At 68.8% G+C, this 24,963-nt stretch carries 21 protein-coding genes and 1 pseudogene; 12 read left to right on the forward strand and 10 right to left on the reverse strand.

Translation table 11 applies throughout. The features are described 5' to 3' along the window. The first annotated feature begins 47 nt into the window (after positions 1-47). Complete coding sequence (gene pyrH, locus ASF53_RS05000) at positions 48-770, forward strand: UMP kinase (protein ID WP_056194830.1); 723 nt, start codon at positions 48-50, stop codon at positions 768-770. Between the two features lie 133 nt (positions 771-903). Continuing rightward, the gene (locus tag ASF53_RS05005; RefSeq protein ID WP_056194833.1) at positions 904-1,515 is read left to right on the forward strand and encodes an alpha/beta fold hydrolase; all 612 of its coding nucleotides are present in this window, start codon (positions 904-906) and stop codon (positions 1,513-1,515) included. Between the two features lie 99 nt (positions 1,516-1,614). Here the strand turns inward: ASF53_RS05005 and ppa are convergent, their stop codons facing one another. Continuing rightward, positions 1,615-2,154: an inorganic diphosphatase gene (ppa, locus tag ASF53_RS05010; protein ID WP_056194836.1), complete on the reverse strand. Its 540-nt coding sequence runs from the start codon at positions 2,152-2,154 to the stop codon at positions 1,615-1,617. Between the two features lie 356 nt (positions 2,155-2,510). Between ppa and ASF53_RS05015 the strand changes: the two genes are divergently transcribed. Further along, complete coding sequence (locus tag ASF53_RS05015; protein WP_082482311.1) at positions 2,511-2,969, forward strand: hypothetical protein; 459 nt, start codon at positions 2,511-2,513, stop codon at positions 2,967-2,969. A 104-nt stretch (positions 2,970-3,073) separates the two neighbouring features. Here ASF53_RS05015 and ASF53_RS05020 read toward each other — a convergent pair whose 3' ends face one another. Next, positions 3,074-3,580: a GNAT family N-acetyltransferase gene (locus ASF53_RS05020; RefSeq protein ID WP_056194841.1), complete on the reverse strand. Its 507-nt coding sequence runs from the start codon at positions 3,578-3,580 to the stop codon at positions 3,074-3,076. A gap of 137 nt (positions 3,581-3,717) precedes the next feature. Between ASF53_RS05020 and ASF53_RS05025 the strand changes: the two genes are divergently transcribed. Both ASF53_RS05025 and ASF53_RS05030 read left to right on the forward strand, forming a co-directional pair. Next, entirely contained in the window at positions 3,718-4,443 is a 726-nt protein-coding gene (locus tag ASF53_RS05025) for a fused DSP-PTPase phosphatase/NAD kinase-like protein (protein WP_056194844.1), read from the forward strand. A gap of 8 nt (positions 4,444-4,451) precedes the next feature. Beyond that, positions 4,452-5,447 carry a WcbI family polysaccharide biosynthesis putative acetyltransferase gene (locus ASF53_RS05030; protein WP_056194848.1) on the forward strand — a complete coding sequence of 332 codons (996 nt, stop codon included), beginning with the start codon at positions 4,452-4,454 and terminating at the stop codon, positions 5,445-5,447. Positions 5,448-5,508: 61 nt separating this feature from the next. Here ASF53_RS05030 and lpxD read toward each other — a convergent pair whose 3' ends face one another. From lpxD to frr, 7 genes are all read right to left on the reverse strand, one after another. Further along, positions 5,509-6,564, reverse strand: coding sequence for a UDP-3-O-(3-hydroxymyristoyl)glucosamine N-acyltransferase (gene lpxD, locus ASF53_RS05035; protein WP_056194852.1), 1,056 nt, complete (start codon positions 6,562-6,564; stop codon positions 5,509-5,511). Positions 6,565-6,730: 166 nt separating this feature from the next. After that, positions 6,731-9,295: an outer membrane protein assembly factor BamA gene (gene bamA / locus ASF53_RS05040; protein ID WP_056194854.1), complete on the reverse strand. Its 2,565-nt coding sequence runs from the start codon at positions 9,293-9,295 to the stop codon at positions 6,731-6,733. A gap of 373 nt (positions 9,296-9,668) precedes the next feature. After that, positions 9,669-10,829 (reverse strand): RIP metalloprotease RseP, encoded by a 1,161-nt coding sequence (gene rseP / locus ASF53_RS05045; protein WP_056194858.1) that lies wholly within the window; start codon positions 10,827-10,829, stop codon positions 9,669-9,671. A 216-nt stretch (positions 10,830-11,045) separates the two neighbouring features. Next, on the reverse strand, positions 11,046-12,224 hold the full coding sequence (dxr, locus tag ASF53_RS05050) for a 1-deoxy-D-xylulose-5-phosphate reductoisomerase (RefSeq protein ID WP_056194861.1): 1,179 nt from the start codon (positions 12,222-12,224) through the stop codon (positions 11,046-11,048). A 14-nt stretch (positions 12,225-12,238) separates the two neighbouring features. Beyond that, the gene (locus ASF53_RS05055) at positions 12,239-13,099 is read right to left on the reverse strand and encodes a phosphatidate cytidylyltransferase (protein WP_056194866.1); all 861 of its coding nucleotides are present in this window, start codon (positions 13,097-13,099) and stop codon (positions 12,239-12,241) included. Then, positions 13,099-13,878, reverse strand: a complete 780-nt coding sequence (locus tag ASF53_RS05060; protein WP_056194869.1) for an isoprenyl transferase — start codon at positions 13,876-13,878, stop codon at positions 13,099-13,101. Before ASF53_RS05060 ends, ASF53_RS05055 begins: the two co-directional genes overlap by 1 nt. A gap of 70 nt (positions 13,879-13,948) precedes the next feature. Further along, positions 13,949-14,512, reverse strand: coding sequence for a ribosome recycling factor (gene frr, locus ASF53_RS05065; protein ID WP_003598054.1), 564 nt, complete (start codon positions 14,510-14,512; stop codon positions 13,949-13,951). Between the two features lie 330 nt (positions 14,513-14,842). Between frr and ASF53_RS05070 the strand changes: the two genes are divergently transcribed. Next, positions 14,843-15,982, forward strand: coding sequence for an HPP family protein (locus ASF53_RS05070; protein ID WP_056194873.1), 1,140 nt, complete (start codon positions 14,843-14,845; stop codon positions 15,980-15,982). 337 nt (positions 15,983-16,319) lie between these two features. On the opposite strand, the gene ASF53_RS05075 is transcribed toward ASF53_RS05070, so the two are convergent. After that, positions 16,320-17,594, reverse strand: a complete 1,275-nt coding sequence (locus tag ASF53_RS05075) for an FAD-dependent monooxygenase (protein ID WP_056194877.1) — start codon at positions 17,592-17,594, stop codon at positions 16,320-16,322. Positions 17,595-17,835: 241 nt separating this feature from the next. On the opposite strand from ASF53_RS05075, the gene ASF53_RS05080 reads away from it, so the two are divergent. From ASF53_RS05080 to ASF53_RS26965, 6 genes and pseudogenes are all read left to right on the forward strand, one after another. Then, positions 17,836-18,714 (forward strand): acyl-CoA thioesterase, encoded by an 879-nt coding sequence (locus tag ASF53_RS05080; protein ID WP_056194878.1) that lies wholly within the window; start codon positions 17,836-17,838, stop codon positions 18,712-18,714. A 261-nt stretch (positions 18,715-18,975) separates the two neighbouring features. Beyond that, complete coding sequence (locus tag ASF53_RS05085; RefSeq protein ID WP_004447263.1) at positions 18,976-19,314, forward strand: P-II family nitrogen regulator; 339 nt, start codon at positions 18,976-18,978, stop codon at positions 19,312-19,314. 131 nt (positions 19,315-19,445) lie between these two features. After that, positions 19,446-20,942 (forward strand): ammonium transporter, encoded by a 1,497-nt coding sequence (locus ASF53_RS05090; protein WP_056194880.1) that lies wholly within the window; start codon positions 19,446-19,448, stop codon positions 20,940-20,942. A gap of 341 nt (positions 20,943-21,283) precedes the next feature. Further along, positions 21,284-22,546 carry an outer membrane beta-barrel protein gene (locus ASF53_RS05095; protein ID WP_056194902.1) on the forward strand — a complete coding sequence of 421 codons (1,263 nt, stop codon included), beginning with the start codon at positions 21,284-21,286 and terminating at the stop codon, positions 22,544-22,546. Between the two features lie 176 nt (positions 22,547-22,722). Further along, on the forward strand, positions 22,723-24,537 hold a 1,815-nt coding region (locus tag ASF53_RS05100), incomplete at its 3' end, for a DNA translocase FtsK (protein WP_156635373.1). A 1-nt stretch (position 24,538) separates the two neighbouring features. Next, positions 24,539-24,963, forward strand: a pseudogene (locus tag ASF53_RS26965) (FtsK/SpoIIIE domain-containing protein); the annotation flags it as partial.

The raw sequence follows: 24,963 nt of genomic DNA on the forward strand, positions 1-24,963 counted from the left end.
TTGTTAGAAGCCGCGGCGCCCGGAACCCGAGACGACGAGGATCTTCGATGTCGGAGACGACAAGCTACCGCCGCGTCCTCGTCAAACTCTCCGGGGAGGCCCTGGCCGCCCCAGACGGTTTCTGGCTGCATCCACCGATGCTGGCGTCTTTGGCCGAGGACATCGCGGCCACGATCTCCCGCGGGATTCAGATCGCGGTGGTGGTCGGCGGCGGCAACCTGATCCGTGGCGCGCGCATCTCCCAGGCCGGCTGGATCGACCGGGCGACGGGCGATTCCCTCGGCATGATGGCGACGGTGATGAATTCGCTCGCCATCGAGACCGCGCTCAATGCCGCGGGCGTTCAGGCGCGCACCATGTCGGCGGTGTCGATGCCGACCATCTGCGAGACCTATGCCCGCCAGCCGGCGCTGCACCATCTCGACAAGGGACAGGTCGTGGTGCTCGCGGGTGGCACCGGCAACCCGTACTTCACCACCGACACCGCTGCGGTCCTGCGCGCGGCGGAACTGCGCTGCGATGCCGTGCTGAAGGCGACGCAGGTGGACGGCGTCTACTCGGCCGATCCGAAGCGCGACCCGGACGCGATCCGCTACGATCGCATCACCCACGACGAGGCGATTGCCCGCGATCTCAAGGTGATGGACACCGCCGCCTTTGCCCTGGCGCGGGAGAGCCGCCTCACCATCGTGGTGGGCTCGGTGCACGTCCCGAGTTCGATCAATGCGATTCTGACGGGCGCCTCGGTCGCGACCCGCGTGGTGCCCTGACGATCACAGACTCCGGCGTGACAGGGTGCGGTGTTCCACCGGTACAGTCCGGACGCTGACGCTTCTCAGGTCGATCTGCGGGGCCTTCCCGTTCCGTACCCGTGGGTTGCCGGAGCTAAGCCTCGGATCAGCCATGGCCAAGACGCTTTTCCTTCCCGGAGCCTCGGGGCATGCGTCCTTCTGGAAGCCGGTCGCCCGCAAGGCCGGGCTGGAAGGTACGTTCCTGTCGTGGCCGGGGTTGGGTGCAGAACCCCCACAGCCGGGTATTGCGGGAATCGACGATCTCAGCGCCTTCGTGGAGCGTGAGATGACGGAACCGGTCCGCATCGTTGCGCAGTCGATGGGCGGCCTGATTGCGATCAATCTGGCCTTGTCGAAGCCCCACTTGGTCGAACGCCTCGTGTTGGCGGTGACGTCGGGAGGCGTGCCGGTCGCCGATTTGGGAGGGGCGGACTGGCGGTCTGATTACTTTGCCGCTTTCCCCGATGCGGCGCGGTGGATCGGCGATCCCGTCTGTGATCTGTCGAGCCGGATTCCGGAAATCGAAGCGCAGACATTGCTCCTATGGGGCGACTCGGACCCGATCAGTCCTGTCGCCGTCGGGGAGCGCCTGCTGGCCCTTCTCCCGAATGCGCGTCTTCGCGTTTTTCCCGGCGCAGAGCACGACCTTGCTCAAACGCATACGGATGCGGTCGCAGCGGAAATCAGGTCTCATCTCATGAACGAGACCAGTTCCCTCATCTGAGGTGGACGTTCGGCGTTCCGGCCTGGAACCGACCCTACCCTTGAGAAGCGGGCCGCGACGGAACTGCGCTGCGGCCCGCTTCTGTCGTCGAAGAACGAATCAGCCGACCTTCTGGGCCTTGGCGCGCTCGATGCCTTCGAGAATCAGGCGATGGGCCTCCGCCTTGTCGCCCCAGCGCACGACCTTCACCCACTTGCCGGGCTCCAGATCCTTGTAGTGCTCGAAGAAGTGCTGGATCTGGCTGACCGTGATCTCGGGCAGGTCGGTGTAGTTCTCAACGCGGTTGTAGCGCTGGGTCAGCTTGCGCGAGGGGACGGCGATGATCTTCTCGTCCTCGCCGCCGTCATCCTCCATCACCAGAACGCCGACGGGGCGCACGCTGATGACCGCGCCCGGGATGATCGCGCGGGTGTTGGCCACCAGCACGTCGCAGGGATCGCCGTCGCCGGAGAGGGTATGCGGGATGAAGCCGTAATTGCCCGGATAGAACATCGGCGTGTAGAGGAACCGGTCGACGACGAGCGTGCCGGCGTCCTTGTCCATCTCGTACTTGATCGGCTCGCCGCCGAGCGGCACTTCGACGATCACGTTGACGTCGTCCGGCGGATTCTTGCCGATCGAGATGGCGTTGATGTCCATGGGCCTGTGCTCTCTGAAATCCGGCCGTCGGACGCTTCGCCCTGTCCGGCGGGTTGCATCGTGCGGGGGCGGCTGACGACGCCGCACCCATCGATCGATGTCTTAGATTGTGCGAGCGGGAAATGAAATCGTCCCTCTGGCCAAGTTGTGTGTCCTCCGCCATCGCGTGGCGGAAAACGCTGGTTTGCCCCGTCCGGCCCTGATTCCAGCTTCGGGCGGCGGCCCGCTTATCCCCGGCGCACACGCAAACGCGCCATGCAAACCCGGACCGGGAACACTCCGTCGGTCCAAGCGTAAGCATGAAGGTACAACCGAGCGTAGGCGTCGCCCGAGCCCGCGCCATGCAAGGGCAGGATATGAATCGCATTGCCATCATCGCCTTGGGTGCACTGGCTTTGGGAGTGGGATCCCTCGCCGCCACGGCTCCCGCGAAGGCGGACGAAGAGGCCGGATACGGCCGCCGCAGCGTTTATCGGGAATCCAGAATCGTCCGGCGCCACGTCGTCCGCCGGCCGCGCCGCATCGTGCGCGAGGTCATCGTCGAGCGGCCTGTCTACCGCACCCGGATCGTCCGCCGGATCGTGGTCGAGCGCCCCGTCTACCGGACCCGGATCGTGCGCGAGGTGTTCGACGAGCCCTTCGACGTCGGACCGCCGCCCTTCGCCTACGGACCTCCGCCGCCCTTCGCCTACGGGCCGCCGCCCCGGTTCGCCTACGGCCCCCGCTACTTCCGGCCGCCGCTTCGCCCGGTCGGTTACGGGCCGGGTTTCGGCCCCGGCTTCGGGCCCGGTTTCGGCTACGGCCCGTTCTTCTAGAACCCTATAGAAGGGCGGCCTTTCGCATCGTCTGAACCCTCAGGCGGTCCGGAAGGCCGTCGTGTCAGGTCGATGCGCTGGTCGATTCGCTGGCGCCGAGGCGATCAGGTGAACAGGTAGCCGATCTTCGGCAGGCAGAAGCCGGAGACGCGCTCCACCGATTCCGCGCCCGCCACGCCGCCCAAACCCTCGTAGAAGCCGCAGGCGCGGGCGTTGTCGGCCAGCGCCCAGACGCCGATGCGGGTGAACCCGCGGTCGATCAGGTCGTTGCGCACCGCCCGGAACAGGCGGGTGCCGAGCCCGAGGCCCTGGAATTCCGGGGCGATGTAGAGTTCGTCGATCTCTCCGTCGGCGCGCATGGCCCGGTCGCGCGCCCGGCCGTAGGCGGCATAGCCCGCGATCCGCTCGCCGAAGGCGATGACCGCGAATCCGCGCCCGCCGCCGATCATGTCGCGCCAGGTCTCCGGCCCGCGCCGGGCCAGGAATCGCTCCAGGGCGACCCCTGGTATCACGCCCTGATAGGCCTCGCGCCACGCATCGTCGAAGACCGCCGAGAGGCTGGCCGCGTCCGCGGCGCGGGCACGGCGGATGCTCACCGTGGTCGTCGTCATGGTGTGGTCCGGGTACGAGCCGATGCCGCATGATGAGGGCAAAGCGAGCGGTTCGGCAACGGCCTGAAACGGGATGCGTTGTCGCCCGAATCGCGGGCTGTTAGAGGAACGCTCCGACACGCCTCGCGCAGCAATCCGTGTTCAACCGCTTCCTTCCTCCCGAGACCCGCTACGCGCGGCGTATGGCCCGCATCGCGAAGTTCGAGCGGCCGATCGATGGCTCCGTCGACCGGGCGAAGGCCTGGGCGAACATGCTGCTGGTCGATCACGGGATTTTCCGTCTCGCCTATCTCAACCGGCACCGGATCGGCACCGGGATCGTCTGGCGCTCGGCCCAGCCGACGCCGCACCAGCTCGCATGGTTCAAGCGCCAGGGCGTGCGCACCATCGTCTCGCTGCGCGGCGGGCGCGAGCACGGCTCCTGGCCCCTCCAGCGCGAGGCCTGCGAACGGCAGGGGCTAAAGCTCGTCGAGTTCGTGCTGCGCTCGCGCGAGGCGCCTTCCCGCGAGACCCTGCTGGCGGCGCGCGACTTCTTCGCGGGCCTCGAATACCCCGCGGTGATGCATTGCAAGTCGGGGGCGGACCGGGCCGGGCTTGCCGCGACCCTGTTCCTGATCCTGCATGAAGGTCGGCCGGTGCGCGAGGCCTTGCGCCAGCTCTCGCCGCGCTACGGCCATTTCCGCTTTGCCAAGACCGGCATTCTCGACGCGTTCTTCGCCACCTATCTCCGCGAGGGCGAGGCGCGGGGTCAGAGCTTTCTGGAGTGGGTCGAGCACAGCTACGACCCGCAGGCGATCACCCACAACTTCCGCCCCGGTTTCTGGTCCGACGTCGTCGTCGACCGCCTGCTGCGGCGCGAGTAGGCGCCGCCTTGGCCCTCAGGCTGTCCCGGCTGCTCGGAGCCATGTCTCCCCCCTGGACCGGACGGCGCGGGTCGGACGAGGCCGGTCTGAACGGTCCCCGGATCGCGGTGATCGGCAATTGCCAGGCGAAGGGCGTGGCGGAGGCCGTGCGCATCCTCGCGCCGGGCGCGCGGGTGCGGCTGATCCCGATGAGCATGTTGGGCAAGCGCGAGCGCAGCCTCGATGCCTTCGCCGCCACGCTCGGCGATTGCGATCACGTCTTCTCCCAACCCTTCCCGGCGGGCTTCTTCCCGGAGGGCGGCTCGGAGGCTTTGCGCGAACGGCTGCCACGGATGCGGCTGTTCCCCTCGATCGTCTTCACGGCGTTCCACCCGGATGCGGTCTATGTCGGGGACCTCACCTCGGTCGCGCGGATGACACTGGTGCCGTCTCCGCTCGGCGCCTACCACTCGGCGATCATCCTGTTCGGTTTTCTCCAGGGGCTCTCGCAGGAGCGGATCGTCGGGCTGTTCCGCGAGGACGTGTTTTCGCGCCTGGGCTATCTCGACGCCTGGGGGCTGGCCGCCACGGACCTGATCGCATCGAGCCGGGCGATCGGCTTCGACCTCTCGGGCGATCTGCTGCGCTGGTCGCGGGGCGGCCTGTTCATGCACAACATCAACCATCCGCGCCTGAGCGTGCTCGGCGACATCGCCGGGCGGCTGCTGCGGGAAGCCGGGCTCACGCCGCGGCCGGTCGCGGTGGAGGCCTACGTGCCGGATGAACTTCTCGATGACGCGATCTGGCCGGTCTATCCGCCGGTGGCGATGCTCTACGGCGTGCCGGGCTCCACGGTGTTCAAGCGCCGCCAACGCCGGGGCGCACCGCCCGCGACGCTCGGCCTCGACGCCTTCGTCGCGGAAAGCCTCGCGATCTATCGCGGGCAGCCGCGCGAAATCCTGACCTGCCACCGGATCGAGCACTGGGCGGCCTCACCCGAGATTCGCCAGCTGTTCGCGACTTGAGCCCGTAACGGGTTCCCGAAGGGCAAGCCCTTTGGCGGGTCTCAGGGCAGAGCCCTGAATCTCACCCCTCCGCCTCGTCCTTGCCTCCGCGCTCGGCGAGGCGGGCCAGCGTCGTCATCTCCCGGAACCACGTCCGCACGGGCTTGGCCGGCGTGCCGCCCCAGCGCGAGCCCGGTGGCACGTCGCGGTTGACGTTGGAGGAGCCGGCGATCTGCGAGCCCATGCCGATGCGCAGGTGGCCGACGACGCCGACCTGCCCGCCGAGCACGACGTAATCCTCCAGCGTGGTCGAGCCGGAGATGCCGACGCCGGAGACGATCACGCAGTGGCGACCGATCACCACGTTGTGGGCGATCTGCACGAGGTTATCGATCTTGGTGCCCTCGCCGACCACCGTGTCGCGCGAGGCACCCCGGTCGATGGTGGTGTTGGCGCCGATCTCGACATCGTCCTGAATGATGACGCGGCCGACCTGCGGCACCTTGATGTGGCCGCCCGCGCCCATGGCGAAGCCGAACCCGTCCTGGCCGATCCGGGCGCCGGGATGGACGATGACGCGGTTGCCGACCAGTGCATGGGTCAGGGTCGCGCCGGCACCGACGGAGCAATCGCGGCCGATCCGCACGTTGGGGCCGATCACGGCGTTGGGGCCGAGCACCGTGCCCGATCCGATCTCGGCACCGGGGCCGACGACGGCGCCGGGATCGACGCGCACGCCATCCTCCAGCCGCGCCTGCGGGTGGACATGGGCGCCGGGGGACACCCCGGCGGCAGCAAACAGCGAGCCCGGCCGCATCGCCTCCTCGTAGAGGCGTGCCAGCAGCCCGGCATAGGCGCGGTAGGGATCGCGGGTGACGAGGGCGACGGTGCCGGTCGGCACGCGGGGAGCGAAGCGCGGCGAGACGAGGCAGGCCAGTGCCCGCGTCGTGGCCAGCGCGTCGCCGTAGCGCGCGTTGTCCATGTAGGCGAGTTCGCTCGGCCCCGCGGTTTCGAGGGGGGCGGCGCCGGTCACGGCTTGCGACGGGTCGGCGCCTTCGGGGAGGGGGACGCCGCAGGCCTCGGCGACGCTGCCGAGGGTCAGGCCGCCTTTCGGCGCGATGAAGACGGGATCGGACATGAGGCTCGGAGGCGCCGGCAGGGGAGGGGTCTGAGCGCCGCTATAGCGCGCTTCGCCGGAAGGGGCATCCGTCCGCAGCGAAACGGATGGGGCGTCACAAAGCAAAAGAGCCGCGCCTGACCGGGATACGGTCAGGCGCGGCTCTTTCAAGCCAAGGCTTCGAGGATCAGAAGCGCGAGCCGCCGGAGAAGCGGAACGCCTGGAGCTGGTCCTTGCCGACCTTGCCCAGAGCCGTCTGCACACCTTCGTCCTTCGACAGAGCGTAGGCGTAGTCGAAGCGGATCGGGCCGAGCGGCGAGTTCCACAGGATCGAGGCACCGACCGAGGAGCGGATCGTCGCCTTGTCGCGGACGTTCACGCATTCGGGCTCGACCGTGATCGCACCGGCACCGAAGTTCGTGTAGTTGCAGCCCGATCCCGGCGCGAAGCCGTTGATGAAGCCGTCGCGGTTCACGTCGAAGTTGCGGCGGCCGTCATAGCCGAACAGCGTACCGGCATCGGCGAAGAGCGCGCCCTTCAGGCCGAGATCCCGCGGCAGACCCCAGATCGGGAACTGAACTTCGACGGTGGCGCCGAAGTAGGTCGTGCCGCCGATGGCGTTGGAGCGGGCGTCGGCGATACCGATGTCGCGCGGGCCGAGGCCGTTCGGGGCGAAGCCGCGGACCAGCGACGGGCCGAGGAAGAACTGGTCGGTGATGCGCAGCGGCTGGTCGTCGAGGTTCGAGACGTGGCCGCCCTGGAGTCGCACGAAGCCGACCACGTCTTCCCAAAGTTCCTTGTAGTAACGGGCATCGCCCGTCACGCGGAAGAACTTGGAGTCGCCGCCGATGCCGGCGACGTCCGGCTTCAGCTCGCCGTAGAAGCCGTTCGTGGGCCGCTGAAGGTTATCCAGCGTCGAGTAGGCCAGGGTGACGCCCGCGAGCGAGGTCAGCACGTTGCCCTGCTGGCCCTTGAGGGCGATCGAGGCCTCGCCGTCGAAGGCGCAGTTCGGGTAGGCCGGGAGGCCACCGACGTCGCGGCCGCTCGACGGATCGATCGTGCCGGCCGCGTTCAGCCTCGTGTAGCCGGGGATCGCCACCGAGCAATCGTTGTAGGGCCGCTTGATGGTGTTCGGCACCCGCAACTCGGTGTTGTAGATCGAGTAGCGGAAGGTGACGCCGAATTCCTCGGTGATCGGCAGGCCGAGGCGGAGCTGACCGCCATAGACGGTCGTCTCGTAGCGCGACCAACGGGTCAGGTCGGAATATTTGTAGAAGGCGTCGAAGCCGGCCGCGAGGCGGTAGCCGAGGAAGTACGGCTCGGTGAACGAGAAGTCGATACCGCGGGCGAACTGGCCGCCCTGCACCGCGAGGCGCACATACTGGCCACGGCCGAGGAAGTTCGACTCGGAGACCGAGACTTCGCCGATGATGCCGTCCTGGGTGGAGTAGCCGCCGGCCACCGAGAACGAACCCGTGGGCTGATCCTCAACGTCGATGTTCACCACCACCCGGTCCGGGGCCGTGCCCGGCTCGTTGGAGAAGCGCACCTTCTTGAAGAAGCCCAGGCCGTTCAGCCGGCGCTCGGCACGGTCCACCAGAACGCGGTTGTAGGCATCGCCCTCGGTCAGATCGAGTTCGCGGCGGATGACGTAGTCGCGGGTACGGGTGTTGCCGCGGATGTTGATGCGCTCGACGTAGACGCGCGGTCCGTCCTCGACGACGAAGCCGAGGGCGACCTGATGGGTCGCGCGGTCGCGCTGGCCGGTGGGGCGCACCTGGGCGAAGGGGTAGCCCTGGCGGTTGACCTCGTTGGTCACGCCAACCAGCGTCTTCTCGACGTCTTCGGCGTTGTAGACGTCGCCGACCTGGGCGCGGATCTGACCGTCGAGCGCCTCGCGGTCGATGCCGGCGATGCGCGGGTCCACGGCCACGGCGCCGACGGTGTATTGCTCACCTTCCTCGACGGTGACGTTGATGACCCAGCCGGCGTCCTCGCCGGTCTCGACGTAGCGGGCATCGGCGTTGACGACGCGGAAGTCGGCGTAGCCGTTCTTGAGGTAGTAGCGGCGGACGATGTCGAGGTCGGCGGAGATGCGATCGGGATCGTAGACGTCGGAGGTCTTGATGAACGAGAGGAAGTTCATCTCCGAGGAGGACATCAGACCCTTGAGGGTCGATTCCGAATAGGCCTGGTTGCCGATGAAATGGATCTCGCGGATGCCGGTCTTGTCGCCCTCGTCGATGGCGTAGATGACGTCGGAGCGTCCGCTGGGCAGGTCGACGAGGCGGTAGCTGACCTTGGCGGTGCCGCGGCCCGAGCGCTTGTAGACGTCGCGGATGCGCTCCACGTCGGCGGCGATCACCGCCGGGCTCAGAGCGCCGCGGTCCTTGGTCTCGACGATGCTCTCGAGCGTCGCCTTCTCGACCTTCTTGTTGCCCTCGAAGAAGACACGGCCGACGACGCTGTTCTCACGCACGCGCACCACGGTGGTGCCGCCGCGTCCAGAGACCTGCACGTCGGAGAAAAGGCCGGTGGCGAGAAGGTTGCGCCGCGCCTCCTCGGGAGACCCGGTGGCGGTGCCGGTGACGTAGGAGCGAATCGTGTCGGAGTCGACCCGGCGGTTGCCTTCGACGACGACTTGCTGCGCCTGCGCGGCCGCGCCGCCGAGGATCACGGTGGCGGCGGTGGCGACCAGAACGATGGCACGCTCCGCCGACTTTCGCCGGCGCTTTCCCGTCATCGACATCATGTAATCGCCCGTCTCTTTTTGTCTCAGCACGGGTTCGCACCCGCAGGCAGCCGCCCTTAAGGCTCACCGCCCTCTGGTCCCGGCCACGCTTGTATCGGGATTCCCCCACGAAGCAAACGCGGCGGCCGTCCGACATACCGGGATTTTGAGGGGTCGTGGCCTTCGCGCCACTTAACGACGAAGCACCTTTTCACGCGATCTCAGATTAGCGTGAATAGGGCGTAAATATGATCGAGAGCACGACTTTCCGGTTCGCGTTCTGATCGCAGTAAGGCGGCGTTCACCGCAAAAGCGAACGGCCCGGCGGGGTCGCCGGGCCGTCGATACAGGGTCGGGAAGGGGCAGGGAAGAGGGCGTGGGAAGAGGGTCCGGATCAGGTGCCGCGCTGGCTCAGCGAGGCGCCGAGATTCAGGATGTCGTTCCAGGCCGCGAACAGCATCAGCATCAGCACGAAGGCCAGCCCGATGCGGAAGCCGATCTCCTGCGCGCGCTCGCTCAGGGGGCGGCCGCGCACCGCCTCGAAGGCGTAGAACAGCAGGTGGCCGCCATCGAGGAGCGGGATCGGGAACAGGTTGAGCAGGCCGATCGAGACCGACAGGAGCGCGACGAGTCCGATCAAACCGCCGACGCCGCCGACGCGCGCCACCTCGCCCGAGACGCGGGCGATGCCGATCGGGCCGGAGAGCTGGTCGGCGGATTCGCGGCCGGTGACGAGCTTGCCGATGTAGTCGAAGGTGCGCTCCACCACGAAGGCCGTCTCGTGGACGCCGAGCTTCAGCGACTCGAACGGGCTGTAATGGACCAGCTTGGCCGCACCGGCATTCGGCCCGTTGATGCCGAGCCGGCCGAAGCGGTGGCGACCGAAGGGCGTGCGCTCCTCGATCATGTCCGGCACGGCGGTCAGGGTCTGGACTTGGCCGGAGCGGTCCACGGTCACCGCCAGCGAGGAGCCGGCGGCGGCCGAGACGACGCGCTGCATATCGTTGAAGGTGTTGACCGTCTGGCCGTCGATGCTGCGGATCACGTCGCCGGGCTGGAAGCCGGCCCGCGCGGCGGCGCTGTTCGGCTGCACCGCCTCGACGCGGGCCGGCGTCTCGTAGCGGCCGCTGACATAGATCGCGCCTGCGAAGACGGCGATCGCCAGGATGAAGTTGGCGATGGGGCCGGCGGCGACGATGGCCGCGCGCTTGGCGACCGGCTGGGTCGGGAAGCTCACCGCCCGCTCATGCGGGCTCATGCGCGCGACCGCCTCCGGGTCGGGCACGCTGGCGCCGTTGGCGTCGCCGACGAACTTCACGTAGCCGCCGAGCGGGATCGCCGAGAGCTTCCAGCGGGTGCCCCGCCGATCGTTGAAGCCGACGATCTCCGGGCCGAAGCCGATGGAGAAGGCGGTGACGCCAACCCCGCACCAGCGCCCGACCAGGAAATGGCCCATTTCGTGCACGAACACGACGATCGTCAGCACGATCAGGAACGGGATCACCGCGCCGAAAAAGCCGGCCGCGTTGCCGCCCATGCCGCTCAAGAATTCCATGGCCGTTATCCTTCAGGCCGCGACCCACGTGTGGGATCCGTACGCGTCGTGCGCGAATCCCAGTCTCAACCGTCCGCCCTGACAGGGCGAGCCCATGGCCGGCAAGTCGCGGATCGTCGCATGCCTCACGTTCGAGCGCGAGATCTAATCGCGCGCACAACACCTTGGGACGGGCTCTCCATCCCCGACAACACTTCGTAAAGGTTAATTCCCGCCTCAGCCTGCGGCGCGGGCGGCGGGCACCGCCTCGAGGCTCCAGGCGCGCACCCGCGCGTCGATGGCCAGCGCCTCTTCCACGTCTTCCGGCGCATGGCGGAACTCGGCGGCGAAGTGTTCGACCGCCCGCTCCACCAGTTCGGCGATGCCGTAGAACGGGATCGCGCCGCGGATGAAGGCGGCGACCGCGATCTCGTTGGCCGCGTTCATCACGGTGGGCGCCGCGCCGCCCTCAGCGAGCGCCGCGCGGGCGACGCGCAGGCAGGGGAAGCGCGCCTCGTCGGCTGGCTCGAAGGTGAGGCTGCCGGTGACGGCCAGATCGAGCGGCCGGCCGCGGGCGATCTCCAGGCGGTCGCCGAGACCGAGGCAATGGGCGATCGGTACGCGCATGTCGGGCATGGCGAGGCCTGCCGTCACCGCGCCGTCGCGCCACGCGATCAGCCCGTGCACGATCGATTGCGGGTGGACGATGACGTCGAGCCGTTCGGCCTCGATGGCGAAGAGGTGGTGGGCCTCGATCAGCTCCAGCCCCTTGTTCATCAGGGAGGCGGAATCGATGTTGATCTTCATGCCCATCGACCAGGTCGGGTGGGCGGCAGCCTCGGTCGGGGTCGCGGCGGCGATGCGCTCGCGGGTCCAGGTGCGGAACGGGCCGCCCGAGGCGGTCAGCGTCATCTTGGCGATGTCGGAGACACGGCCGTCGCCGATGGCCTGGGCGAGCGCGTTGTGCTCGGAATCCACCGGCAGGATGCGGGCGCCGTAGCGCTGGGCGTCGCGCATGAAGGCGTCGCCCGCGCAGACGAGGCTCTCCTTGTTGGCGAGCGCGATGGTGCGCCCGAGCCGGAGGGCAGCATGGGTCGGTTTCAGGCCCGCCGCGCCGCTGACCGCGGCGACGACGATGTCGGCCTCGCGGGCGACCGCCTCCAGCACCGCGTTCTCGCCGGCCCCGTTCGGGATGCCGGAGCCCGCAAGCGCCTCGGCCAGAGCCGGGCCGGCGCTCTCGTCGGCGAGGGCCGCGAAATCCGGCCGCATCTCCAGGGCGAGCTTGGCCAGCGACGCGGCGTCCTTGCCGCCGACGAGGGCGCCGACGCGGAAGCGGCCCGCATGCTGGGACAGGAGATCCGTGGTCGAGCGGCCGATCGAGCCGGTGGCGCCGAGGACGGTGACGGTGAGGCTCACGGGATCAGTTCCGTTCAGGCAGTCAGGAGCCGCAGGGCGGCAAGGCACAGGCCGGCGAGCCCGGCCACGGCGAAGAAGCCGTCGAGCCGGTCCATGACGCCGCCATGGCCGGGGATCGAGCGGCCGGAATCCTTGACGCCGTAGCGCCGCTTCAGGGCGGACTCAACGAGATCGCCCCCCTGCGACAGGATCGAGGCGAGGCCGCTCAGCGCGGCAACGAGAGGGAGCGAGGCGGCGGGCAGCGCGTCCCAACCGTGGTTGCGGGCGATGAGCACGGTGACGGTTCCGCCGGCGATCCCCGCAGCGAGGCCGCCGAGGGCGCCGGACCACGTCTTCTTCGGGCTCACCCGCGGCATCAGCTTCGGCCCGCCGATGAGGCGGCCGGTGAAGTAGGCGACGCTGTCGGTGGACCAGACCACCGCGAACATCCAGGCCGGCCCAACGATGCCGATTGCGGGGTCGATCCGCAGCAGCGTCGGAACCAGGGCGACCACCGCACCGCCGAGCAAGCCCCAGATCGGCTTGCGCCGGCCGGGGCCGTGCCCGAGGGCGAAGAGACCGAGACTGCCGGCCAGCAGGAGGAGAACCGGAACCCAGACGGGTGCGCCGAGCAGCACCGTGGCGAGCACGCCGAACAGCGTCACCCCGGTCAGCCCGAGCAGCGGCAGCAGCGGCTCGGAGCGCGTCATGGCGAGCCATTCGGCGGCGCCGACGATGCCCGCAATCAGCCAGACGCCGGCAAAGGCCCAGCCGCCGACGAGGAGCGTGCCGAGCACGACCGCGCCGAGCACGAGCGCCGAGGCGACGCGCAGGCCGAATTCGCGGTTGGCGAAGGGCGCGCGCCGGGCCGGGGAAACCGCTTCGTCGCCCGCCATCAGCCGGCTCCGGCGCTGAGGCCGCCGAAGCGGCGGTCGCGGCGGTGATACTCGTTGACGGCGGCGAGGAACGCGGTGTGGTCGAAATCCGGCCAGAAACCCGGTTCGATCACGTATTCGGCGTAAGCCGTCTGCCATGTCAGGAAGTTCGAGAGGCGCTGCTCGCCCGAGGTGCGGATCACGAGATCCGGATCGGGAATGCCGGCGGTGTCGAGCGCCTCGGTGATGGTCGGCAGCTCGATCTCGTCGACCCGCAGCCGCCCCTCGGCGACGGAGGCCGCGATGCGCCGTACGGCGCGCAGGATTTCCTGGCGCCCGCCGTAATTGAAGGCGACGACCAGGGTCAGGCCGGTATTGGCGCGGGTGCGCGCCTCCGCCTCGTCGAGCAGGCCCGCGATGTCCGCCGAGAGGTCGGCACGGTCGCCGATGATCCGGATGCGGACGTTATTGGCATGCAGGTCGGCGAGATCACTGCGGACGAACAGCTTGAGCAGACCCATCAGCTCGGAGATCTCCGAGGGGGGGCGGCGCCAGTTCTCGGAGGAGAAGCTGTAGATCGTGAGATAGCCGATGCCGAGGGTGATGGCGGAGCGCACCGCTCGGCGGACCGCCTCGACGCCGCGTCGATGACCTTCGAAACGGGGCAGGCCCCGACTTGCCGCCCAGCGGCCGTTGCCGTCCATGATAATGGCGACGTGGCGCGGCGCCGGCTGTCCCGCGCCTCCGGGGGCGGTCCCCGCCGCCTCCCCGATCTGCCGCGCGCCTTCCGAGCGAACCAACGCAGCCTCCCCCTCTCGTCGCCGCGGTTCGGCGCGGCCCCACCCGTCTCTGTCCCGTGCAGGCCGGGTGTCAGACCTGCATGATTTCCTTTTCCTTGCTCGCCAGCACGCCGTCGATCTCGTTGATCGCGTCGTCGGTGGCCTTCTGCACCTCGGCAGCCTGACGCTTCTCGTCGTCCTGGCTGATGGCGCCGTCCTTCTCCAGCTTCTTGAGGATGTCGAGCCCGTCGCGGCGCACGTGGCGCACGGCGACGCGGGCCTCCTCCGTGTACTTATGCGCGACCTTGACCATCTCCTTACGACGCTGCTCGTTCATCTCGGGGATGCGCAGGCGGATGGTCTGACCCTCCGTCATCGGGTTGAGGCCGAGATCGGATTCGCGGATCGCCTTCTCGACATTGGTGACCATCGAGCGGTCCCAGACGGAGATCGAGAGAAGCCGCGGCTCCGGCACGCTGACGGTCGCAACCTGGGCCATCGGCATCGAGGAGCCGTAGGCCTCGACCTGGATCGGATCGAGCAGGCTCGGCGTCGCGCGGCCCGTGCGCAGCGATCCCAGATCCTTGCTCAGAGAACTGACGGCACCCTGCATGCGGCGCTTGATGTCGCCCAGGTCGAATTCCGGTGTGGCCATAGGTTCAAAGTCCCGATGCGTTCGGGTGGCAGATCGGCGCGCGGACGCGCCCGGCGCGCGGTGCCGCTACATGAACGAAAAACCGGGTGGCCGCAAATGCGGTTGGGCACAAGCCAGCTCCATGCGCTGCGGTCGTGGAACGGCGCCGCTCTATCCTTTCACGGTGTAGGCCCAGCCCGATATGCCTTGCCGGAGAGCAGCCTGCCTATGCATGTTGCAAATCCGGTGACGATCCGTCAGCTTGTATGTGGCATACCAGTCCATCCGGTGGGCAGATGGGGCATCTGCTTGCGGAACCGGCATCGATCGAGAGACGAGGAACGCGCGAGGATGTCCAACCCCGGTGGTCCGGATCAACGCGCTGCGCGATCGCATGGATTCCGCTTGTTCCGGCCGATCCTGGCCGGCGCGACCCTGCGTGAGCGCCTGATCGCCTGCCTGGGGGCTCTGGCGGCCATCACCCTCACCGGCTTGGTCTGCGGCTGGTTCTTCGGGGAAGGCCCGCACATCCCCCTGATCGTCGCGCCGATGGGCGCGTCGGCGGTGCTGATCTTCGCCGTGCCCGCCAGTCCGCTCGCCCAGCCCTGGTCGGTCATCGGCGGCAACACCATCTCCGCGTTCATGGGGGTGCTCGCCGCGCACCTCATTCCCGATCCCGTCATTGCGATCGGCGTCGGCGTCTCCCTGGCGATCGCCGCGATGTCGGTGACCCGGTGCCTTCACCCGCCCGGCGGCGCCGCCGCCTTGACCGCGCTCATCGGCGGCCCGGCCGTCACCTCGGCGGGGTTCCTGTTCCCGTTGTTCCCGGTCGGCCTGAACTCGGTCATTCTGGTTGCGCTCGGCATCGGCTTTCACAAGCTCTCGCGCCGCAACTACCCGCACGTTCCGGTCGCGACGCCGGTGAACACCCATGGGACGGGGGATTTGCCCGCCCCGCTCCGGGTCGGCTTCCGGTCTGAGGATGTCGATGCGGCCCTGGTCGCGCTGGACGAGACGCTCGACATCGACCGCGCCGATCTAGATCGGCTTCTCCGGCAGGTCGAACTCCACGCCCTCGTGCGTGCGCGGGGAGATCTGACCTGCGGTGAGGTGATGTCCCGCGACGTCGTCACCATCGGGCTCGATGGCAGTGCCGAGCGGGCACGGGAGCTTCTGATCGCTCACAATATCCGGACGCTTCCCGTCATCGACGGGGCAGGCCGGCTCGCCGGCACGATCGGCCTGCGCGAGCTGACGCTGCACGGCGAGGTGGGACTGGCGCAGGTGATGTCCAAGGCCAGAACCGCCGGGCCGGACGACCCGGTGATCGCGTTGGTGAACGACCTGACGGACGGCCACACCCATGCGGTCGTCGTCACCGCCGACGACCGGCGCGTGCGGGGGATCATCACCCAGACCGATCTGCTCGCGACCCTGACGCGCCTGCTCTCCGCCAAGGCCTTCGCGCTGCCCGATCCGGTCGCCTCGTAGACGCCGGGCGCCGCCCGAGGGCGCGCCCCTATCGACCCGTCAAAACGCGCAAGCCCGCGATCGCTCGGCCGCCGGAGCGCCATCCTCTGCGATGCCCCGCCGAGGGTTGGCCCGGTTGTTGCTCGAACTCATTCTGCCCTGGCGCCGCCACGTCCGCAGGATTGAGCCGATGCAAGACGGTCCGCTTCTTCACATGCTGTACGCTGCCCTGATGGCCTCGAGCATGATGCTGACATGGCAATTCTCCCGTCTGCGTAGGCCGTGACCGGGGAGGGGCCGCTCGCGCCCCGGCGCGAGCCGTCCGGTCGAGCCCCTTAAGGCCGTCCCGGGGCCCGCCTCACAGGGCCTCGCCCCGTAGCAAGCGCGGGGTTCCGCCCCGCAGCGCCGATGCCTGGCCGATGAAGAAGCGCTTCAGGCCGGGCATCCGATCGACGAGGCCGAGACCGAAATCGCGGGTGAGCCGCAGCGCCATGCTGTCGTTGGAGAACAGGCGGTTGAGCCCGTCGGTTGCCGCCGCCATCGCCACGGAATCGAAGCGGCGCGCCTGCTCGTAATCGCGCAACACCGCATCCGCGCCGGGATCGAGCCCGAGCCGCAGGGCGCCGGTCACCGCCTCGGCCAGGGCCGCCGCCCCGGCGAGGCCGAGATTGAGCCCCTGGCCCGCCAACGGATGGATGACGTGGGCAGCATCCCCCAGCAGCGCGAGGCGGGGCGCCCGGAAGCTGCGGGCGAGGCCGAGATTCAGCGGATGCGCGCTCGGCCCGTGCTCCAGGGCGATGGCGCCGAGTTCGGCCCCGAACCGGCGCTCGATCTCGGCCAGCGTCTCGGCGGCATCCCCGCCGAGCAGGGCCGGCACGTCGGCGCTGCGCTCGGTCCAGACGATGGAGGAGCGGTGGCCGAGTGCGCCGCCCGCCCGCAGCGGCAGGATCGCGAAGGGGCCGCTGGGCAGGAAATGCTCGAAGGCGCGACCCTCATGGTCGCGGGCATGCTGAATCGTCGCGACGATCCCCGATTGCGGATAGGACCAGCCGACCCAGCCGATGCCGGCGGCCTCGCGCAGGGCCGAGCGCGCCCCGTCGGCGGCGACCACGAGCGCGACCTCCTCGAGGCTGCCGTCGCTCAGGGTCACCCGCGTGGTGCGTGGGCCCGGCACGGCGGTGGCGACGCCCGCGGCGACGAGGCGGACGCCCGTTTCCCGCGCGGCGTCGAGCAGCACGGCGACCATCGGCTCGGCCTCGACCATATGGGCGAAGGGCTCGCCCGCGTCGCGCGCCTCCGTCCCGTCGCCGAAGGTGAGGAAGACCGGCCGCACCGGATCGCCGACCCGGCTGTCGCTGATGACCAGACGCCGCATCGGCGCCGCCGCTGGCTCGATTCGCGACCAGAGCCCGAGCTGTTCGAACATCCGCCGCGGCCCCGCCGCGACGGCGTAGGCCCGCCCGCGGTGGCGCGCGGCACCCGCCTCCAGGCCGGGATCGCACACGGCCACGTCGAGCGCGGGCCCGTGCGCCCGCTTCAGGGCGACCGCGAGAGCGAGGCTGGCGATGCCCGCGCCGGCGACGAGCAGGCGGCGTCCGGGGCGGCGATCCGTGGTGCTCACCGTGGTGCTCATCGGCGTTCCTCTTCCTCCGGTCCGGGGCCGGCGTCGCGTCTGATCCTGTCGTTCCATAGCCCGCCCGCCTCCGGCCCGCATCCCGGGAGGGCCAATGGGACGCGGGCCGCCCGCTGACATCTCCGGGCCGGGTCTCACTGGGACCGGCCGCGTCGGGAATGGCAGCGCCGGGACAAGCCGCTATGTGCCTCGGGCGTGCCCCGCACCGGGGGGACGCCGTCGTAGAGCCGTAGAAGCCGTCATGTCCGATACCCGCAGGCCGGATCCCGTCGATACGCTCCTGGCGATCCTCGATCTGGAACGCCTGGAAACCGATCTGTTCCGCGGCACCAGCCCGCGCATCGGCTGGCCGCGGGTGTTCGGGGGGCAGGTCGTGGCGCAGGCGCTGGTCGCGGCCTCCCGCACGGTCGAGGCGTCCCGCCCGCCCCATTCCCTGCACGCCTACTTCCTCCTTGGCGGCGATCCGGCGGTGCCGATCGTCTACGAGGTCGAGCGCATCCGCGACGGCGGCAGCTTCACCACCCGCCGGGTCAAGGCGATCCAGAAGGGCCGGGCGATCTTCGCCATGTCGGTCTCGTTCCACATCGCGGAGGAGGGGGTCGATCACGCCGCCGGTCGTCCCGAGGTGCCGGGACCGGACGACCTGGCGGATGCGCGGAGCCTCGTCCGGGACGGCGGCAGCATCGTGCCCGAGCCGATGCTCGCCTATTTCACGCAAGCCTGGCCGATCGAGCTGCGGCCGGTCGAGACCGAGCGCTATCGCGACCGCACGCCTCGGCCCGCGCGCTACCATGTCTGGATGCGCGCGACGAAGCCGCTGCCGGACGATCCGGCGGTGCACCGGGCGGTGCTGGCCTATGCCTCGGACATGACGCTGCTCGATTCCACGCTGATCCCCCATGGCCGCACGGTGTTCGACCCCGAGATCCAGTCGGCGAGCCTCGACCACGTCCTGTGGTTCCATCGCCCGTTCCGGGCCGATTCCTGGCTGCTCTACTCGCAGGATAGCCCGAGCGCCTCGGGCGCTCTCGGCTTTGCCCGCGGCACCTTCCACGACGAGGAAGGGCGCCTCATCGCCTCCGTGGCGCAGGAAGGGCTGATCCGCCCCCGACGCGCCTGAAGCGAGCGATTGGCGCGCATTCTGCCGCGCAAAGGAACGATATGCCTCTTTGTGAGGCAGTTTTTGCGGCATCGCTGCGCGATGGGGCGCCACGGATCGCTTACGTTGTGGGCAGCACGGCGAAAACGGAAATGGTTCCGCTTGGCATGGTCCTTGAATGACGGCGCCCGGCTGCGGGGTCATTCCGATTCCCGCGGAACCGCTAGGTCTCGGCCGGTGCGCGGCCGGCGGTGAGAAGACAGGACAAAGGGGGCGCCGCCCATGAAAATCGTGATGGCGATCATCAAGCCGTTCAAGTTGGAGGAGGTCCGCGACGCTCTGACCGGTATCGGCGTGCACGGCCTGACCGTGACCGAGGTCAAGGGCTACGGCCGCCAGAAGGGCCACACCGAGATCTATCGCGGTGCCGAGTATGCCGTGAGCTTCCTGCCCAAGCTCAAGATCGAGGTGGCCGTTGCGGCCGACCTCGTGACCAGCGTCATCGACGCGATCGCGGGTGCCGCCCGCACCGGACAGATCGGCGACGGCAAGATCTTCGTGATGCCGCTGGAGAAGGCGGTTCGCATCCGGACCGGCGAGACCGACGCGGACGCGCTCTGACACGCTGTCCCGCATCGTTTTCCGCTTCGATGCCCTGACAGCGCCTATCCGTTCCGGCGGAACGCGCCCGGCCGCGCCGCCTACCCATTCTCCTCAACGCTCGACGCACTGCGATCAGGAGCTTCCTCTCCATGAAACTTCGTAATCTTCTCGCGCTCGGACTGGGAGGAGCCGCCCTCGGCCTCCTCTTCGTCGAGCCGTCGCTCGCGCAGGCGCCGACGGTCGAGCCCGCCGTCACCGCGGCCGCGCCGGTGCCCAACAAGGGCGACACGGCGTGGATGCTGCTCTCGGCGATCCTCGTCCTGCTGATGACCGTGCCCGGCCTCGCCCTGTTCTACGGCGGCCTCGTGCGCACCAAGAACATGCTCTCGGTGCTGACCCAGGTCTTCGCGATCGCCTCGATCGTCTGCCTGCTGTGGGTGACCTACGGCTACAGCCTCGCCTTCACCAATGGCGGCGGTCTCAACGACTTCGTCGGCGGCTTCTCGAAGGCCTTCCTCAAGGGCGTCGACGCCAACTCGGTGGTCGCCACCTTCTCCAACGGCGTCGTGATCCCCGAATACGTCTATATCTGCTTCCAGATGACGTTCGCGATGATCACCCCCGGCCTCATCGTCGGTGCCTTCGCCGAGCGGATGAAGTTCTCGGCGCTGGTCGTGTTCTCGATCCTCTGGGTCACGCTGATCTACTTCCCGATGGCCCACATGGTCTGGTATTGGGGCGGCCCGGACGTCTTCGCCGATGCGGCCCGCAAGCTTGCCGCCGCCGGTGGCGAGGCCAATGCGGCCGCCAAGGCCGAGTACGACGCGGTGCTGGGTGATGCCGGCATGCTGTTCAAGTGGGGCGCCCTCGACTTCGCCGGCGGCACCGTCGTGCACATCAACGCGGGCATCGCCGGCCTCGTCGGCTGCCTGATGCTCGGCAAGCGCATCGGCTACGGCCGCGACCTGCTGGCTCCGCACTCCCTGACCATGACCACGATCGGCGCCTCGCTGCTCTGGGTCGGCTGGTTCGGCTTCAATGCCGGCTCGAACCTCGAAGCCAACGGCGCCGCCGGTCTGGCGATGATCAACACCTTCGTCGCCACCGCCGCGGCCGCCGTCTCCTGGCTGTTCGTGGAATGGGCCGCCAAGGGTAAGCCGTCGCTCCTCGGCATGCTCTCGGGCGCCATTGCCGGCCTCGTCGCCGTCACGCCGGCCGCGGGCTTTGCCGGCCCGATGGGCTCGATCGTTCTGGGTCTCGCCGCGGGCGCGGTCTGCTTCGTGATGTGCTCCACCGTGAAGAACGCGCTGGGCTACGACGACTCCCTCGACGTGTTCGGTGTGCACTGCGTCGGCGGCATCCTCGGTGCCATCGCCACGGGTATCCTTGTCTCGCCCGATCTCGGCGGCGCCGGCATCCCCGACTACACCACCAAGCCCGGTGAGCTGACCGTCGGCGCCTACGACATGGTCGCCCAGGTCATCATCCAGGCGAAGGCGGTGGGCTTCACCATCCTGTGGTCGGGCATCGGCTCGGCGATCCTCTACAAGCTCGTCGATCTGACGATCGGCCTGCGCGTGACGCAGGAAGAAGAGCGCGAGGGTCTCGACATCGCCGACCACGGCGAGCGCGCCTACAACTACTGAGTGGCGGTCCGCCGATCCGGCGGGCTCCCCGAATCACGGGCCCCGGCGCGCTGCGCCGGGGCCTTTTTCATGCGCCGGACCCGGGGCGGGGGATGGTAGACATCCGGCAAAGCGGGGTCTCACCGCTCCGGATGGTAAATGAAACTTAAAGTGGGCGGCGGGATCTCAAGAAAAGCGCGAGACCGGGCTGCTCATGAAATGTTGCCTTAGTGCAACATTATCCAAGCTTAGGTTAGTGCGTTCCAAAATTGATTAAAAATTGGGCACTTGCGCAAAACTTCATTTTGCGGCGCGGCGAAGAGTTCGGCACCTTGGCCGTATCGAATGTGGGGCTGACCGCAATGACCATCAAAACAAAGCTTCTGGCCGCAAGCGCGGTGCTTTCCACCCTGAGCATCAACGCGCTGCCAGTTCTCGCCGCCGACATGTCCGCCGCTGCACGGGCGCCCGTCATCGTCGAGGAGCATTGTAAGGCTGCGATCTCCACCCCGACCTTCGGCGGTCTCATCAAGGCGAACCCGAACCCGGCCTGCTTCGTCACCGGACTGGGCGACATCTATGTCGGTGGCGCGGTCACCGGCTTCGCCTACACCCAGACCAATGCCTTCGGCATCCTCTCCCCCAGCGCCGAGCAGGACCGCTTCGGCCGCGTCGACTTCTCGAACCTCCAGGGCTGGATCCAGAAGGCCGACGGCCCGCTGCAGTTCTACGTCCATGCCGGCCTGTACTCGATCCCGGCGCTCGGCCTGCCGCTCTACTCGGCCTTCGAGCAGACCGAATCGCTGTTCGGCCCGATCCCGGTGGCCTTCGGCAAGTGGCAGATCAACGACGAGTGGTCGATCCAGGCCGGCCGGATGTTCACCAACATCGGCTCCGAGCTGCTGTTCTCCTACCAGAACCTGAACATCTCCCGCGGTCTGCTGTTCAACCAAGAGAACTTCATCAACCACGGCGTCCAGGTGAACTACGCCAACGGCCCCTTCGCGGCCGCGCTCGCGGTGACCGACGGCTTCTACTCGGGTGAGCTGAACTGGGTGACGGGCTTCGCCACCTACAAGCTCAACGACTCGAACACGATCGGCATCAACGGCGGCACGCATTTCAGCGACTTCGACGCCTCGACCCGCAGCCCGCGCTTCCAGTTCGCGACGATCAACTCGCTGCAGAACAGCAGCATCATCAGCCTGAACTACACCTACGCCAACGGGCCGTGGATCATCTCGCCCTACGTCCAGTACACCAACGTCGCGCGCAAGGAGGGGTACTTCTCCCCGATCGAGGGTGCGGAGACCTGGGGCGGCACGCTGCTGGCCGGCTACACCTTCACCGACAACTTCGCGCTCGCCGGCCGTCTCGAGTACATCGAGCAGTCGGGCACGCGGGGCGTGGTCACCGGTCGCGGCGGCACCAGCGTCCTCTACGGTCCGGGCAGCTCGGCCTTCTCGTTCACGATCACCCCGACCTTCACCTGGGATCGCTACTTCCTCCGCGGCGAGTTCGCGACCGTCCAGGCCTACGACGTGACCCCCGGCTTCGGCTTCGGCCGCGACGGCACCAAGCGTTCGCAGGAGCGCTACCTCATGGAGACCGGCTTCACCTTCTAAGAAGCGCGCCGGTTCGCCGGCGAAAAACAGTCTCGCATTGGAAGCCCCGGAGAAATCCGGGGCTTCCTGCATTTCGGCCGGCCCTCTCGACGCACCGCTTTGCGGGGCAGACTTAGCCCCCCGTTAACCGCCCCGCATTAGCCTTACCGGATCGTTGACACCGGACCGGTCTGCGCATGCGTTCTCTTCGCCGTTCCGCGTCGCCCTACGACACCTTCGTCGACAGCCTGAGGCCGTTCCTGGCCAAGCGGCTGACGGAGTGCGGCGGCCTGATTCTCTTCACCGGCGCGGTCGCCCTGACCGTCGCCCTGGCGACGTGGTCGATCAACGACCCGAGCCTCAACCACGCCACCGACCAGCGGGCGCACAACGTGCTCGGCCGTCCCGGTGCCGTCGTGGCCGACCTCGCCATGCAGCTTCTCGGGCTCGGCTCGATCGCGCTCGCCCTGCCCCCCGCCCTGTGGGGCGTGCGGCTGATGCGCGAACGCGACCTGCCGCATGGCGGCTTGCGCATCGTGCTGTGGTTCGTCGGGGTGCTCTGCGCGAGTGCGGTCGCGAGCGCCCTGCCGCCGACGGATCGCTGGCCTTTGCCCACCGGCATGGGCGGCGTCGCGGGCGACGCGCTGCTCGCCGGCACGCGGATGCTGGTGGGGCCGCTGGCGCACTTCGCCGGCTTCCTGTTCGCGGCCTGCGCCATCCTCAGCCTCACCGCCGCCTGCCGCGTGACCAAGCCGGACTTCGAGGACGACGAGGAAGTGCCCTACGCCGGCGCGCGCCCGGCACCCCGTTCCGGCCGGACCTCGGCCCACGAGGAACGCCACGATGCCGACGAGCCGAGCCTCGGCATCCTGTCGTTGGGCGCACTGGCGCAAGCCGTCATGCGCGGCCGCGCCTCGCTGCGCACCCGGCTCGAATCCTGGCAGGCGCCGGCCGACGAGGCGGAAGGGCTCGCCTATGCCGGCGCCTCGCCCGCGCTCGCCGCGCGCCGTGCCTTCGCCGACCCGGACGAGGCACCCTGGGCGCCGCAGGCCCGCGAACGGTCCGACGGCTTGGGCCGCCGCGAGCCGCAATTCGATCCGGAGGACGACGAGTCGGACGAGGCGCCCGCCCGTGGCGCCCCGCAGCGCCCCGCGCCAATTGGAACCGGGGCGGATATGGCCGCCGACGAGCCGCCCACCCGCGTTTCGCGCCCGCTGCCGCAGGCCCCGGCGGCGCGTCCGCGCCCGGCCGAGCCCCGCCCGGAAAACGGCGAGTACCGCCCGCCCGCTCTGGAGCTTCTCGCCCGTCCCCGCGAGGCGGCGCCCGGCTCCGAGGTCTCGGCGGAAGCGCTGGAGCAGAACGCCACCATGCTGGAGGCGACGCTGCAGGATTTCGGCGTGCGCGGTGACATCCTCGCCGTGCGCCCCGGCCCTGTCGTCACCCTCTACGAACTGGAGCCGGCGCCCGGCACCAAGTCGAGCCGCGTCATCGCGCTCGCCGACGACATCGCCCGCTCGATGTCCGCCGTCTCCGCCCGCGTCGCCGTCGTCCCCGGCCGCAACGCCATCGGCATCGAACTGCCGAACGCCAAGCGCGAGACGGTGTTCTTGCGCGAACTCCTCGCCTCCGAGGATTTCGTCGAGACCAAGCAGAAGCTCGCCCTGTGCTTAGGGAAAAACATCGGCGGCGAGCCGATCATCGCCGACCTCGCCCGGATGCCGCACCTGCTCGTCGCCGGCACCACCGGTTCGGGCAAGTCGGTCGCCATCAACACCATGATCCTGTCGCTGCTCTACCGGCTGAAGCCGGAAGAGTGCCGCCTCATCATGGTCGATCCCAAGATGCTGGAACTGTCGGTCTATGACGGCATCCCGCACCTGCTCTCCCCCGTTGTCATCGACCCGAAGAAGGCGGTCATCGCCCTCAAATGGGCCGTGCGCGAGATGGAGGAGCGCTACAAGAAGATGTCCAAGATCAGCGTGCGCAACATCGACGGGTACAATGCCCGGATGNTACCGGCTGAAGCCGGAAGAGTGCCGCCTCATCATGGTCGATCCCAAGATGCTGGAACTGTCGGTCTATGACGGCATCCCGCACCTGCTCTCCCCCGTCGTCACCGACCCGAAGAAGGCGGTCATCGCCCTCAAATGGGCCGTGCGCGAGATGGAGGAGCGCTACAAGAAGATGTCCAAGGTCGGTGTGCGCAACATCGACGGCTTCAACGCGCGTCTCGAAGAGGCCCGCGCCCGCGGCGAGACCCTGACCCGGACCGTGCAGACCGGCTTCGACCGTTCCACCGGCGAGGCGGTCTACGAGGACGAGGTCATGGACCTCAACCCGCTGCCCTACATCGTGATCGTGGTCGACGAGATGGCCGACCTGATGATGGTGGCGGGCAAGGACATCGAGGGCGCGATCCAGCGGCTGGCGCAGATGGC

The organism is Methylobacterium sp. Leaf123 (genome assembly GCF_001423405.1).
Lineage (GTDB): Bacteria > Pseudomonadota > Alphaproteobacteria > Rhizobiales > Beijerinckiaceae > Methylobacterium.